This window comes from Rhodococcus sp. UYP9, from assembly GCF_040547235.1.
Taxonomy (GTDB): domain Bacteria; phylum Actinomycetota; class Actinomycetes; order Mycobacteriales; family Mycobacteriaceae; genus Rhodococcoides.
This window is the reverse complement of record NZ_JBEPPH010000002.1, coordinates 522793-535744: the sequence shown is the minus strand read 5'-3', so window position 1 is coordinate 535744 and position 12952 is coordinate 522793. Positions and strand designations below refer to the sequence as shown.

Here is a 12952-nt window from a genome sequence, read left to right as displayed (position 1 = left end):
CTTCTGGCACACTGCTGGGCCGACGGTCGGCGCTCGGTTAGGGTGTGTGCCGTGCGACTGGCTACCTGGAATGTGAACTCTGTCCGCTCTCGGCAGGACCGAATCGTCGATTGGCTTCAACGATCCGATATCGATGTCCTGGCTATGCAGGAAACCAAATGCAAGGACGAGCAGTTTCCGTACGAACGGTTCCGTGAGATCGGGTACGAGGTCGCTCACGACGGCCTGAGCCAGTGGAACGGCGTCGCGTTGCTCTCCCGCGTCGGCTTGGAAGATGTGCAGATCGGTTTCGAGGATCAGCCCGGTTTCAGCAAGGATCCGGAGATCGAAGCGGTGCGCGAAGCCCGCGCGATCGGGGCGACGTGCGACGGCGTCCGAGTGTGGAGCCTCTACGTTCCCAACGGCCGCGATCTTGCCGATCCGCATTACACCTACAAGCTCGAATGGCTCGCCAAGCTACAGGCCGATGCCCAGGCATGGGTGTCCGCGGACCCAGAGGCGCAGATCGCGTTGGTCGGAGACTGGAACATCGCCCCCACCGACGCAGACGTGTGGGATCCGGAGTTGTTCGAGGGCAAGACTCACACGTCGCAGCCTGAGCGCGATGCATTCGAGGCGTTCGCCCAAGCCGGATTCGCCGAGGTCACCCGGCAGTTCACGTCCGAGCCGCGAACCTTCACCTACTGGGATTACACGCAGCTGAGGTTCCCGAAGAAACAAGGAATGCGAATCGACATGGCGCTGGCCTCCCCCGCGCTCGCATCTCGCGTCTCCGGCGCATCCATAGATCGCGAAGAGCGTAAGGGTAAGGGCGCCAGCGATCACGCACCCGTCATCCTCGACATCTCCTGACCCAGGAGTTAGGCGACCAGATCGAGAAACTCGGGATTTCGTGCGAGGTATCGCTGCACATAAGTGCAGATCGGGACTATCCGCCACTGGCGGTCGCGTGCGGTGTTGAGCGCTCCGCGGACCAGGACAGCTGCCCACCCGCGATCGCTGAAGTCCTCTTTGACCACGGTGTGCATGAATGCGACGGCACCGTCGTCCGCATCTCGATACCCGAGGATTCCGACGAGTTCTTCGCCGACGAACAGGTCGAACCGATTGTGCGCGGTGTTGTCCTCGATTCGCACCGCCGCGGTGACGGCGGCCGCAGAAGTTAGGTCGATGCGACTGTGATTCATGTCACCATGAGAGCAGTAGTTGGGCCGATTGGGGACGGAACCGAGTAATTCGACGCAGGCAAGGTGAAACCGTTACCTCTAGAGCGGAACGACGACGTCGGAGTAGTCGGGATTGGCGGCGACGAATCTTTGTACATAGGTACAGACCGGCTTGACCTTCCAGCCGTACGACCGAGCGCTGTCGAGTGCCCTGCGAACGAGAATCGCTGCAAGGCCTTGATGTCCGAAGTCTTCAGTGACCACGGTGTGCATGAACGAGACGACGCGAGCGCGAGAACCACGCTTGAACGAACCTTCGACTTCGTAGTAGCCGATAATCCCCACCAAGTCGCCATTCAGCCGCAATTCGAATCGATTCTGGTCCGTGTTGATGGACACCTCTGCACTGGGTGAGCTGGCGAGCATAGGTCACCTCCTTTGCTGTGTGAGACGTGAATGAGAAGTTCGAGTTGTTACTAAGATGTGACCTGCACCACTATTAAACATGCCCGTCTGAGCCTTGTCACCCATTTGCGCGAACAAACCTTCGGTTACATGGGCATGCAACGTCGTCGCAACACCCCGGCTGGTAGCCGTCATATAGGCAGCCACTATTTCACTGTGAATCAACAACATTCATGACTCTGGGCACATCTACGAAGACCGTGCGAACCGTTGCCGGTACTGTCACCTCTCGTGAAGCTCCTACCGCTGACGCCCGACGGATCCACCCCCGTCCGAGCGCTGACGATCGCCGGCACCGATTCGGGCGGCGGGGCGGGCATCCAAGCCGACAGTCGGACGATGGCACTGTGCGGCGTCCACGCCTGCGTGGCCGTGGCCGCGGTCACCGTTCAGAACACCGTCGGCGTTTCCGGCTTTCACGAGATCCCACCGAGTGTCGTCGCGGATCAAGTTCGCGTCGTGGTCGACGACATCGGGGTCAGCGCAGCAAAGACTGGAATGCTCGCCTCCACAGCCATCATCGAGGCCGTCACCGCCGTGTGTACAGAGGTGGGAATCGGACGCGATCAGCCGGTGCCATTGCTGGTCGATCCGGTCTGCGCATCGATGCACGGCGATCCATTGCTGCACGAGGAGGCCCTCGACGCAATCCGCACGACACTCTTCCCCATTGCCACGATCGTCACGCCCAATCTCGACGAAATCAGGTTGATCACCGGCATCGTCGTGGTCGACGACGACTCCGCACGCCGCGCAGCCGAGGCGCTGCACCAACTCGGCGCCCAGTGGGCTCTCGTCAAGGGTGGTCATCTCCGTACGTCGGACAAGAGCACGGACATCCTGTTCGACGGCGACACATTCCTCGAGTTCTCCGGCCCTCGCATCGACACCGGCAACGATCACGGTGGTGGTGACACGCTCGGCGCGGCGATCACCTGCGCGATGGCGCACGGTTACTCCGTGCCCGATGCCGTCGCGTTCGGCAAGGAATGGGTCACTCGGTGCCTCGAGGCGTCCTACGACCTCGGCGCGGGCCACGGCCCGGTGTCACCGCTGTGGCGACTGCACCACACGGAGAATGCGTAGATCCTCGGGGACACCGCTGAGCTTGGGTGCGAAGAAGCCGCGACGATACGGGCGAGTTGCCAGTCCCAGTCGCTCCAGCGTCTCCGGCGGCATCGCGTCGACCGAAGGTTGCGAGATCATCAAGTTGCCGTCGCCGCCGGTTTCCATCACGCGCGCGGCCACTGTGACATCGACACCGAGCCAGTCGGATCCGATCTGTCGCGGGCTACCGGTATGAATACCGACGCGCATCGTCGGGGTATACCCGTCCAGGTTCACCTCGGCGAGGGCCGCTCGTGCGGCTATCGCAGCTTCCAGTGCCCGCTCGGGCCGAGGGAATACTGCCATGAGGCCGTCGCCCAACCGTTTGACGACGTGCCCACCGGCGAACTCGATGGCGGGTTCGATTGCCTTGGAGACCCTGCGCAGGAGCGTCAGGGTCCCGGTGTCGCCCGCCACGAGTGACCACGAGGAGAACCCGACGAGGTCGGTGAAGACGATGGTCATCTCGCGCTCGCCGCGACCGCGGCCGGTTCGTTCGAGCACGGCCTGCCACAGTTGGAGCGCACCCAAGCCGACCTCGCGGGTGGCTCCGGGTTCGTCGTCGAGAAATTTGTCCGCGGCGCGTGCCACTGCCAGCGCAGATCCGGGCCCCGCCATCGACAGCGGATCACCGAAGGACGGATCGCCGGGAAGTATTCGCCGCACTCTGCGCACTACCTCGACCACAGCGGGGCGTCGGTTGACGCTAAGGACCCACTCGACGGTCGACGCGATGTACGGACTCACAAGATCGACTGTAAACGACGGTTACACATACTTCAGTCGCCCGACCGTGCCTCGGTACGTGCCGCACCCGAGGGAACGCCGTTCGGGCCGTCGATCTCCTGCGCGAAAGTTCCGATACCGAACGCAACAGCCGATGCGTTCAAGCCCAAAGCTGTTCGGTCGATATTGGCGAGGGTGTCTTCGGCGGTGTGGTAATTCTGGTCGAACGTTTCCTCGGCCGTCCCACCCCATTTGGCCGCCTGCTCGGGAGATTTCTCCTCGTCCGCGCCGCTGAACACTCCCCCGGACGGAATTCCGACGTCGATGAACGGACCGTAATCGGAGCGGCCGTCGAAGTCGGTCCCGTCAGCTGCGATGCCCTCTTGCTGCAGACGCTCGAGAAATACCCGCTCGATCGCTTCCGATCCCGGCGGTCCCGCCGGAGCGCCGACCTTGTCCGAGTCGTCACCGTCGTAGGCGAGGTATCCGGCGTTGTGCGAGGCGATCATGTCGAAATTCAGATACAGCGCAATTGCCGCTTCTTCCTCCTCGCTCAGTCCCTCGACATATTTGGTCGACCCCACGAGCCCCGGCTCCTCGGCCCCCCAGAACGTGAAACGCACGGCGTTGGTGATGTCGGGCTCGCTTCCCATTTTCAGGGCTGTCTCGAGAACCGCAGCCGTGCCGCTGCCGTTGTCGTTGATGCCCGGCCCCTCGGGAACGCTGTCGAGGTGAGCGCCTGCGACGACGACGTTGTCGGTGCTGCCCGTCTTGGTCTGCGCAATGACGTTGCGACTCTTGGTGGTTGTGGTTTCGGTGTCGAGAGTGAGCGTCAATTCCGGCGCCGACGCCACGATCGGTCCGTCTTCCTGGCTCACGCCACCGGCAGGAATCTTCGCGATGTCCGCGCTACCGAGCGTGCCGCCGTCGAGAGGTCCCGGCTCGTTGTTGACCACGATGATCGCGAGCGCACCCAGTTCTGCTACGACGGTCTGTTTCGCACCGAACGGGCACACGCCTCGGTCGACGACGACGATGGCACCGGACACCTCGAGGCCGTTGTAATCCGTTGCCTCGCAACCAGGTGACCCATCGGCCGGGGCGCGCACCACCCGTGCGGTGATGCCGTCCGGTGGAGACGACGGTGAATAAGTCAGAGCGCTGACCGAGAGTTGCTGCTCACCTGCAGAGAGCAGTTGGGTGTCGGCGGTGAATTGATCGAACTCGAATTCGGGTGTCTCCACCGCAAATCCGGCGGACTCGAGCTGATCGACGACGTAGTCGACGCTTGCGTCGTATCCAGCAGTACCCGCTGCGCGATTACCGTTGTTGTCGGTGGCAATTCGCTCGAGTTGTTCCAAGTGAGCGATGACGTTCTCTTCGGTGACGGCATCGGCAAGCCCCCGGCCGTCTGCTGTCGCAACCGGGGTAGGAGCAGAAATGGCCGGTTGTTCCTCATCCGAAGACGAGGAACAACCGGCCACCACGAGCATGCCTGCTGCGAAACCTGCAAGAAGGGTCATCCGTCGCATGCATGCACCTTAACTGCACATAGGTCAGGCGTCTCGGCGATTCGTCACCAACACTGCGGCCCCGAAGATGACAGCGGTGAACACGATGAAGTAGATCAGGCTACCGATGGGTCCCCAGTGGAAGTCGATGCCGCCGTCCTGACCGAGGAAGTTGCTGGTGTTCGCCCACGGCAAGAACGGTTGAACCGCACGACCGAAAGAGCCGAACAAACCGAACAGATTCTCGATGACCAACGGCCACAGCAGCAGTAGTGCGATAGCACCCGCCGACTGCCGAAGCAGCGCGCCGACACCGACCGCGATGATGACCTGAAGGAACGCCAGAATGGCCGTGCCGTAGATGACGCGCCAGGTGCCGTCGGTGTCGAAGCTCAGCAGTATTCCGGCGTCGGGACCTGCGGTTGCCTTTGCCAGGTAGAACGCTCCGAGGCCGAGAACCAAACTGAGTAAGAAGCCGAAGACTCCGATCAGCAGCGCTTTGGACGTCAGTACTGCGGCTCGGTTCGGGATGGCCTGAAAGGTGGTCCTGATGACGCCGAAGCGGTATTCGCTGGTGACCGTCAAGGCCGCCAGAATCATCAGCACCATTGCGCCGAATCCACCGACACCGCTGCCTACTGCCTCGAACGCGGACGGAAAGAACGGTTCGAAGTCGGGCTGATCACCCTGTGCGACTTGATTGTTGTAAGAATTGACACCCAATTTTGACGTGATGCCGACGATCGCCGCCAAGCCGAGTCCGAGCACGATGATGGCTATCGTGCACCACCATGGCGACTTGGTCGAGGTGATTTTGATTCGTTCCGCTGCCAGGACACCCATCAGAGTGAACCACCCATCGCTTGCTGAATGTTCGGATCTTCGGCACCTTCGCCGTGGAATTGCACGTCGTGTCCGGTGAGCTTCATGAATGCTTCCTCCAACGACCCACGCTGCGAGGACAACTCGTGTAGCACGATGCCGGCACGGCCGGCGATGTCACCGATCGCATCGGTGGACGAGTCGACGACGACGAGCGAGGGCTGAAGCTCCTCTGCCGAGTCCGGTTCGCGCACCGTCAATCCGGCGGAGGTCAAGGCACTGCGAAGCGCGTCGAGCTGCGGGCTTCGAACTCGGACCGAGGCCTCGGACGCGTGGTCGATGAAATCCTGGACCGAAGAGTCGAAGATCAGCTTTCCGCGACCGATCACCACGAGATTTTCTGCTGTCTGTGCCATTTCGGACAGTAGGTGGCTCGAGACGAGGACCGTTCTGCCTTCGGCGGCGAGGCGCTGCATGAATTTGCGGATCCAGACGATGCCTTCGGGGTCGAGCCCGTTGACCGGCTCGTCGAAAAGGAGGACTTTCGGGTCACCCAGAAGCGCACCGGCAAGACCGAGTCGCTGTGACATACCGAGCGAGAACCCACCCGCGTTCTTCTTCGCGACGTCGGTGAGGCCGACGAGCCGAAGCACCTCGTCCACTCGAGACCTCGCGATGTCGTTGGAGGCTGCCATCCACTCGAGATGCGCCCGCGCAGAGCGATTGGGATGTACCCATTTGGCATCCAGCAGCGCACCGACCGTCCGAAGCGGCTGCTTGAGTTGGTTGTAGCGCTTGCCCTCGATCAGCGCCTCCCCACTGGTGGGGCGGTCCAATCCGAGGATCATGCGCATGGTGGTCGACTTGCCCGCACCGTTGGGTCCGAGGAACCCCGTGACGATGCCGGGCTTCACCGTGAAGGTCAGGTCTTCGACCGCCTTGGTGTTTCCGAACTGTTTGGTCAGTCCTTTGACTTCGATCATGGGACTCACTGTCCACTACCGAACCACCCCTGCGCATCACCCAGGAGTCGCGACCGAGGGTCATCCTTAGGGATGATGCGCCGCTACATCGGTGAACTCGCCTGGGCCCAGAAACGTTTCGGTATCCGGCCTGCCCGGCGGGCCTGATAACCGGCTACGACGGCATGCTTCATCGCCGACGCCATGAGCGCAGGGTCCTGTGCCCTGGTGACCGCCGTTGCCAGAAGGACGGCGTCGCAGCCGAGTTCCATCGCCAACGCCGCATCGCTTGCCGTTCCGATGCCGGCATCGAGGATGACGGGCACGGTCGCGGCGTCGACGATCATTTCGATGTTGTGCGGGTTCGAGATGCCGAGGCCGGTTCCGATGGGCGCACCGAGCGGCATGACGGCGACGCAGCCGATGTCCTCGAGCCGCTTTGCCAGGACGGGGTCGTCCGTGGTGTAAGGCAGCACGTTGAATCCGTCGTCGACCAGTTGTTCTGCGGCCTTGACCAATTCGATGGCGTCGGGCAGCAGGGTTCGCTCGTCGGCGATGACTTCGAGTTTCACCCAGTCGGTCTCGAGCGCCTCACGTCCGAGTTGCGCGGTCAGTACTGCCTCGGCGGCGCCGCGACATCCAGCGGTGTTGGGCAGGGGTGCGATGTTCAGCCGACGCAACAGGTCGAGAACACCGGTGCCACCCGCGGCGTCGACGCGACGCATTGCCACGGTGGTCAATTCGGTACCGGAGGCCACGAGGGCTTCTTCGAGAACCGCGAGATTCGCTGCTCCCCCGGTGCCCATGATCAGGCGCGAGCCGAAGGTTCGGTCCGCGATCTTCATCGAATCAACCACCCTGCACCGCCGTCAGTACGTCGATGGTCCAACCTTTGCCCACCATCGTCGAATCCCAACGGCTCTTCGGGAGCACCATGCCGTCGACGGCGACGGCGATTCCCTTCGGTGGCATCGAAAGATGTTCGAGCAGTTGACGCATCGTCATCTCTTCGGTCAGGAGGTGGTCCTCGCCGTTGACGGTGACACCTATCGCCAGAGCAGTCATTGTTTCCTATCTGTGGTGAATCGGGCCGGGTCTGCGGCCTTCGCTTCGATGAGTGCGTCGTCTTCCAGTAGTGCAGCGACCGCGTCTGCGGTGATGGGCGTCAACAGGATTCCATTGCGGCCGTGGCCCGAGGCGACGATGACGCGGTCGGAGATCTTGCCGATGAGTGGCAACCCATCGGGGCTCATCGGTCGCAGGCCTGCCGCGCATTCGTGAAGTTCGTATTCGCCGAGGCCCGGCATCAACCGCTCTGCGTCGGCGATGAGGTCGCGGACGCCTGCGACGGTGACCTGGGTGTCCTGACCCGATTCGTATTGTGTGGCCCCGAGAACCAATCCGTCTCCGCGCGGCACCAGGTAGATCGCGCGGCCGTGGACGCTGCCGCGGATCGTTCGGGTCGGGGCAGGTGTGGCACTGGGTCTGCGTCGTAGACGCAGTATTTCGCCTTTGACTGCCCGGACCGGTACGTCGGCAAGGAGCGCGGAGGTCTGAGCGCCTGCTGCCAGCACGATGCGGTCGGTGGTCAGTGCGTCGAGATCGGTGACGGTGTCGGCGGAGAATTCGACGCCGCCGCTCACCGCTGCGGTCTGCAGTGCCTCGAGCAGCCTGCGGTTGTCGACGGCCAATTCGGTGGGTGCCAGCAGCCCGAGGCGGATGTTCGGTGCGAGGGAAGGCTCGAGCTCCCGGATCTGTGCCCGACCGAGGATCTCGAGCTGGTGACCTTGGTTTCCAACCCAGTCGGCAATGGTTCGCAGGTCCGTCGCGTCGGCTGCATCGAGGGCGACCGTCAGTGATCCGGTAGCGGAGAACACCGACGGGCCGGGGAGCGCTCGTGCGAATTCGGGCCATCTGGCGAGGGAATGAGCGCCGAGTTCGAGCAGTTCGTGTTCACCCGGCCATCCCTCGGACAGCGGGGCGAGCATTCCTCCGGCCACCCATGATGCACCGGTACCGACCGACGGATCGTGGAGCCGCACGGACCAGCCGTCGCGCGCAGATCGTGCGGCCACCGCCAGGCCGATCACTCCCCCACCGACCACGGAAAGACTCTTGGGCACTTCTCACCACCTCACTCCCTGCGCCGGCATGATCCGGTTCAGGTATTGACGGTAAGGACTGGCGTGTCCACTCTCAGCCCCACGTACCTCGGGACTCCCGTGTATCGACTCTCGCCAACAGACTACCGTTGCCGTTGTGCAAAGCGATCGGATCATCCGCAACCCGGAAGCGCGTGAGCGTTTGACATCAGCTCGGCTTTATCTGTGCACCGATGCTCGACGCGAGCACGGCGACCTCGCTCAGTTCGCCGAGGCCGCACTGTCCGGTGGCGTCGACATCATTCAACTTCGCGACAAGAACTCCGAAGGCGAGCGCACTTTCGGCCCGCTCGAAGCCAAGGACGAGCTGGCGGCGCTGGCAATTCTGTCGGCCGCCACCAAACGCCACGGGGCACTCCTCGCAGTCAACGACCGCGCCGACCTTGCCCTCGCATCGGGCGCCGACGTGCTGCATCTCGGCCAGGGCGATCTTCCGGTCCACTATGCGCGCCAGATCCTCGGCCCCGACGTCGTCATCGGGCGGTCGACACAGAATCGAAGCCAGGCCGCTCTCGCAGCCATCGAGGACGGCGTCGACTATTTCGCAACCGGGCCGATCTGGGCCACACCGACCAAGCCGAACCGGAAAGCAGCCGGTCTGGACCTGTTGCGCAGCACCGCGGAATCCGCTCCGACGCGGCCGTGGTTCGCCATCGGCGGGATCGACGCCGAGAACGTCGACGAAGTTCTTGCCGCGGGCGCGGATCGCATCGTCGTCGTACGGGCCATCACCAAAGCTCGCGATCCACAGGCAGCTGCACGGGAGCTCAAGCTCGCGTTGCAGGGCTGACCTCGCGTTGCAGGGCTGACGGAGCCTAGGGCCTACCTAGCCGAGCCATCCCAGCACGGTCGACGGCGAGAGCACCTGCACCGACGTCGGGAGCCGTTGTTGCAGTCCGCGGTCGGCGGTGACCAAAGCAGTGAGTGTCGTCGACGCCTGTGCCTGTGATGCAAGTTCGTCGTCCCCACTGCCGGCGGCGTGGATGACGGGGACTCTGGTGTCCTCGAACTGTGCTGCTCGTGCTTCACCTTCGAGGACTGCCTCGATCCGGGTGAGCCAGCCGAAGCCGACACCCGGCAGCTCGACGGTTCGCGGAAGGGTGCCCGCCAGTGAGCTCAGCAACTTGCCGGTTGCGCCGCTGCGATCACGCCACCAACCGTCGGGCCTCGAGCCGAGTACGTTCGCGGTATCCAGCAGAACTCGTAGCGGGCTGATGCGCAGGGAAGCCCAGCTGGCGGCGAACCCCGGGTGCAGAGGCAGTTGATCGACCATGTCCTCCGGAACCCACCGAAGCTCGGTGCTCTCCCCGTTCATCGTCGTGTCGAGTTGGGTGGCAGCGTCGGCGACGACGGTCGTGTAGGACCATCCGCTCGCCATCCGAGCCGTCTCGACTTCGCCGCGAACGAAGACGTTGTCGACACCGATTCCGGCTTCCTCGTCTGCTTCGCGAACAGCGGCGTGCACGTTGGTTTCGTGCGAGTCCTTTGCGCCACCCGGCAACGCCCACGTCCCACCCTGATGGCTCCAGAGCGCTCGGTGCTGCAGAAGGACCGTCGGCTCACCGTCCGGCGATGGGGCCCGCAGTAGTAGCCCCGCCGCGCCGTGTTTGCCCCAGTGCCGCGTGCCGTCCTCACCCACAACCCACCCGTCACCGTCGCCACGCATACCGACACCCTAGGTGAACCTTCCGGTAGGCGTACGGACGGTCGCTCCGGCTTATATGCTCGGTGCTGTGATTGTGGTCGGCACTACGCCCTCGGCTGCCGTACCTCCTACGACGGCTGCCGTGACGTCGGAGGCCGATTCTCGACGCGAACTGCAGCGTCTGATTCGGTCCACACCGGCGCGCATGATCGCTCTGGGCCTGATACTCGTCATCGCGTTCGTAGTCACCGGCACCGTTATCTCCGTCTCGGTATCCGAGCGAGCCCGGACGCTCGACACTCTTCTCGTTCGGACCGAGCCACTCGCCAACTCGGCGCAGAACCTCTACGGCGCACTGTCCGTTGCCGACGCGGCTGCCTCGACTGCATTCATCGCCGGCGGGCTGGAGCCCCGGGACGTTCGCGATCGATACACCCAGGCGATCGGAAACGCCGGCACCGAATTGATCCGGGCATCCGACGGGCTCGCGGTTTCGGACGACGAAGCACGGACGGTTCTCATGGAGATCGGCGCGGGCCTGCCGGTGTACACCGGACTGGTGGAGACCGCCCGTGCCAACAATCGCAGTGGCAATCCCGTCGGTGCGGCGTACCTGGGCGAGGCGTCTACGCAGATGCAGTCCTCGCTGCTGCCCCGTGCCGAACGCCTCTACGCCGAGCAGGCCGCTCGGGTATCGAACGACCAGGAACGCTTCGTCAATCCTCCGTTCGTGGCGATCGGTCTCGTCGTGGTGTGCCTGATATTGCTGGTCCTCGCACAGATATACCTCTCTACCCGCACCCGCCGAAAGCTCAACGCGGGATTTCTCGGCGCCTCCCTCGCGATCTCGCTCCTGCTCGGGTGGATGTTGGTGGCGGGGCTGATTTCTTCGATAGCCACCGATCGCGCACTCGACCGCGGTGTTGCTCCGCTGCAGAAACTGACCTCCGGGTTCATCCTGGCGCAGCAGGCCCGCGCCGACGAAACACTCAACCTGATCCGACGCGGAAGCACCCGAGAGTTCGACGCGGAGTTCGCGCAGAACACCGACCGTCTGACCGAACTGTTTGCAGACAATGCCGATATGACCGGCTCAGTTGCCGCGTGGAAGGCCTCGCACGAGCGGATAGACCAGGCACTCGCCGTCGGCGATTTCACTACCGCTGTCACCGTGGCCACCGGTAACGGTGTTCAGGATTCCTCGACCCAATTCCGCTTGCTCGACACGATGCTCGACAACGGAATCGACGACGCACGTGCTGAGCTGCGCGGCAATGTGGTTCGCGCCAAGTCGGTCCTGACCGGACTTGCCTCGGGTGCGATCGTCCTCGCCGTCGCCGCTGCCGCCGCAGTCGGAGCGGGGCTCATTCCGAGGTTGCGTGAGTACCTGTGAAAAACCCTGCCCCCCTTCGTTTCTCGTTCGCAATCCTCGCCGTCGTCGGCGCACTGATCGCGGGATGTGCAACCGAGGAGGCGGTACCGGACGTTCCGGTCGTCAGCTACACCGAACCACCGCTGCCCGACGGCGCAGGCCCCGCGGCCACCTCTCCCGAACCGTCGAGCCCGGATCCCCAGTGCGATCGCCCCACCGCCAGCCTGCGGCCGATACCACCCGGAGCAGCCGGTCAGAATGCCCCACCGATGCCGACCGTCGACGCGATCAAGGACCGCGGTCGATTGATAGTCGGGCTCGATGCCGGTAGCAATCTCTTCAGCTTTCGCGACCCGATGACCGGCAAACTCGTCGGATTCGACGTCGACATCGCACGGGAGATCTCCCGTGACCTGTTCGGCGATCCGGATCGGGTGGATTTTCGGATACTGTCCTCGGCCGAACGTATCGAGGGACTGCAGGATTCCACGGTCGACATCGTGGTGAAAACCATGACGATCACCTGCGCCCGTAAAGAGGATGTGTCGTTCTCGACCGTGTACTTCCAAGCGCAGCAGCGTGTTCTGGCGGTCAAAGGATCGGGGATCAACGGTGTCGCCGATCTCGCGGACAAGCGCGTGTGCGCGGTGGACGGCACCACGTCACTACGCCGACTGCAGCGCATAGTGCCGACGGCGCAGATCGTCACTGCCTCGATGTGGTCGGATTGCCTTGTCGTGCTTCAACAACGACAGGTCGACGCGATCAGCACCGACGACGCAATCCTTGCCGGTCTCGCCTCGCAGGATCCGTACCTCGAGATGGTAGGCGCCAGTTTGAGCCCTGAGCCTTACGGTGTCGGAATCAAGAAGGAGAGCGAAGACTTGGTCAGATTCGTCAACGGCACCCTCGAGCGGGTCCGGTCGGACGGCACGTGGAATCGGTTGTACGACAAGTGGCTCACGGTGATGGGCACTTCGCCGGGCCCTCCCGCTCCTACGTACGTCGACTGAT

The 12952-nt window shown here is 63.4% G+C and carries 15 protein-coding genes and 1 riboswitch; of the genes, 5 read left to right on the top strand and 10 right to left on the bottom strand.

The window, feature by feature from the left end; all coding sequences use genetic code 11:
- Positions 1–51: 51 nt before the first annotated feature.
- Positions 52–852, top strand: coding sequence for an exodeoxyribonuclease III (locus tag ABIB36_RS08900; RefSeq protein WP_084346299.1), 801 nt, complete (start codon positions 52–54; stop codon positions 850–852).
- Positions 853–860: 8 nt separating this feature from the next.
- On the opposite strand, the gene ABIB36_RS08895 is transcribed toward ABIB36_RS08900, so the two are convergent.
- Together ABIB36_RS08895 and ABIB36_RS08890 are read right to left on the bottom strand one after the other, a co-directional pair.
- On the bottom strand, positions 861–1187 hold the full coding sequence (locus ABIB36_RS08895) for a GNAT family N-acetyltransferase (protein ID WP_179142241.1): 327 nt from the start codon (positions 1185–1187) through the stop codon (positions 861–863).
- 78 nt (positions 1188–1265) lie between these two features.
- The gene (locus ABIB36_RS08890) at positions 1266–1592 is read right to left on the bottom strand and encodes a GNAT family N-acetyltransferase (RefSeq protein ID WP_084346300.1); all 327 of its coding nucleotides are present in this window, start codon (positions 1590–1592) and stop codon (positions 1266–1268) included.
- Between the two features lie 270 nt (positions 1593–1862).
- Between ABIB36_RS08890 and thiD the strand changes: the two genes are divergently transcribed.
- Positions 1863–2717, top strand: coding sequence for a bifunctional hydroxymethylpyrimidine kinase/phosphomethylpyrimidine kinase (thiD, locus tag ABIB36_RS08885; protein WP_354563119.1), 855 nt, complete (start codon positions 1863–1865; stop codon positions 2715–2717).
- On the opposite strand, the gene ABIB36_RS08880 is transcribed toward thiD, so the two are convergent.
- The 7 genes from ABIB36_RS08880 to thiO form a co-directional block, all read right to left on the bottom strand.
- The gene (locus tag ABIB36_RS08880) at positions 2679–3485 is read right to left on the bottom strand and encodes an adenylate/guanylate cyclase domain-containing protein (protein ID WP_084346301.1); all 807 of its coding nucleotides are present in this window, start codon (positions 3483–3485) and stop codon (positions 2679–2681) included. The genes thiD and ABIB36_RS08880 overlap by 39 nt on opposite strands.
- Before the next feature lie 32 nt (positions 3486–3517).
- Positions 3518–4996, bottom strand: coding sequence for a M28 family peptidase (locus ABIB36_RS08875; protein ID WP_084346302.1), 1479 nt, complete (start codon positions 4994–4996; stop codon positions 3518–3520).
- Positions 4997–5020: 24 nt separating this feature from the next.
- Complete coding sequence (locus ABIB36_RS08870; protein WP_084346303.1) at positions 5021–5818, bottom strand: ABC transporter permease; 798 nt, start codon at positions 5816–5818, stop codon at positions 5021–5023.
- Positions 5818–6780: an ABC transporter ATP-binding protein gene (locus ABIB36_RS08865; protein WP_084346304.1), complete on the bottom strand. Its 963-nt coding sequence runs from the start codon at positions 6778–6780 to the stop codon at positions 5818–5820. Before ABIB36_RS08865 ends, ABIB36_RS08870 begins: the two co-directional genes overlap by 1 nt.
- A gap of 83 nt (positions 6781–6863) precedes the next feature.
- The gene (locus ABIB36_RS08860) at positions 6864–7604 is read right to left on the bottom strand and encodes a thiazole synthase (RefSeq protein WP_354563123.1); all 741 of its coding nucleotides are present in this window, start codon (positions 7602–7604) and stop codon (positions 6864–6866) included.
- A gap of 4 nt (positions 7605–7608) precedes the next feature.
- The gene (gene thiS, locus ABIB36_RS08855) at positions 7609–7824 is read right to left on the bottom strand and encodes a sulfur carrier protein ThiS (RefSeq protein WP_084346305.1); all 216 of its coding nucleotides are present in this window, start codon (positions 7822–7824) and stop codon (positions 7609–7611) included.
- Complete coding sequence (gene thiO, locus ABIB36_RS08850; protein WP_084346306.1) at positions 7821–8882, bottom strand: glycine oxidase ThiO; 1062 nt, start codon at positions 8880–8882, stop codon at positions 7821–7823. Before thiO ends, thiS begins: the two co-directional genes overlap by 4 nt.
- Positions 8881–8993, bottom strand: a riboswitch (TPP riboswitch). It overlaps the preceding gene by 2 nt.
- A gap of 25 nt (positions 8994–9018) precedes the next feature.
- Here thiO and thiE point away from each other — a divergent pair.
- Positions 9019–9711: a thiamine phosphate synthase gene (gene thiE / locus ABIB36_RS08845; RefSeq protein WP_354563127.1), complete on the top strand. Its 693-nt coding sequence runs from the start codon at positions 9019–9021 to the stop codon at positions 9709–9711.
- Between the two features lie 36 nt (positions 9712–9747).
- Here thiE and ABIB36_RS08840 read toward each other — a convergent pair whose 3' ends face one another.
- Positions 9748–10587: an NUDIX hydrolase gene (locus ABIB36_RS08840; protein ID WP_354563130.1), complete on the bottom strand. Its 840-nt coding sequence runs from the start codon at positions 10585–10587 to the stop codon at positions 9748–9750.
- Between the two features lie 13 nt (positions 10588–10600).
- Here ABIB36_RS08840 and ABIB36_RS08835 point away from each other — a divergent pair, with 13 nt between their 5' ends.
- Together ABIB36_RS08835 and ABIB36_RS08830 are read left to right on the top strand one after the other, a co-directional pair.
- Positions 10601–11959: a GlnX family signal transduction membrane protein gene (locus tag ABIB36_RS08835; protein ID WP_354563132.1), complete on the top strand. Its 1359-nt coding sequence runs from the start codon at positions 10601–10603 to the stop codon at positions 11957–11959.
- The gene (locus ABIB36_RS08830) at positions 11956–12951 is read left to right on the top strand and encodes a glutamate ABC transporter substrate-binding protein (RefSeq protein ID WP_373270522.1); all 996 of its coding nucleotides are present in this window, start codon (positions 11956–11958) and stop codon (positions 12949–12951) included. Before ABIB36_RS08835 ends, ABIB36_RS08830 begins: the two co-directional genes overlap by 4 nt.
- Position 12952: the final 1 nt, after the last annotated feature.

Excerpts from the sequence above, each read along its gene's own strand:
- ABIB36_RS08895 (WP_179142241.1), bottom strand. The coding sequence starts at position 1,187 with ATGAATCACAGTCGCATCGACCTAACTTCTGCGGCCGCCGTCACCGCG.
- ABIB36_RS08890 (WP_084346300.1), bottom strand. The coding sequence starts at position 1,592 with ATGCTCGCCAGCTCACCCAGTGCAGAGGTGTCCATCAACACGGACCAG.
- ABIB36_RS08875 (WP_084346302.1), bottom strand. The coding sequence starts at position 4,996 with ATGCGACGGATGACCCTTCTTGCAGGTTTCGCAGCAGGCATGCTCGTG.
- ABIB36_RS08870 (WP_084346303.1), bottom strand. The coding sequence starts at position 5,818 with ATGGGTGTCCTGGCAGCGGAACGAATCAAAATCACCTCGACCAAGTCG.
- ABIB36_RS08865 (WP_084346304.1), bottom strand. The coding sequence starts at position 6,780 with ATGATCGAAGTCAAAGGACTGACCAAACAGTTCGGAAACACCAAGGCG.
- ABIB36_RS08860 (WP_354563123.1), bottom strand. The coding sequence starts at position 7,604 with ATGAAGATCGCGGACCGAACCTTCGGCTCGCGCCTGATCATGGGCACC.
- thiS (WP_084346305.1), bottom strand. The coding sequence starts at position 7,824 with ATGACTGCTCTGGCGATAGGTGTCACCGTCAACGGCGAGGACCACCTC.
- ABIB36_RS08840 (WP_354563130.1), bottom strand. The coding sequence starts at position 10,587 with ATGCGTGGCGACGGTGACGGGTGGGTTGTGGGTGAGGACGGCACGCGG.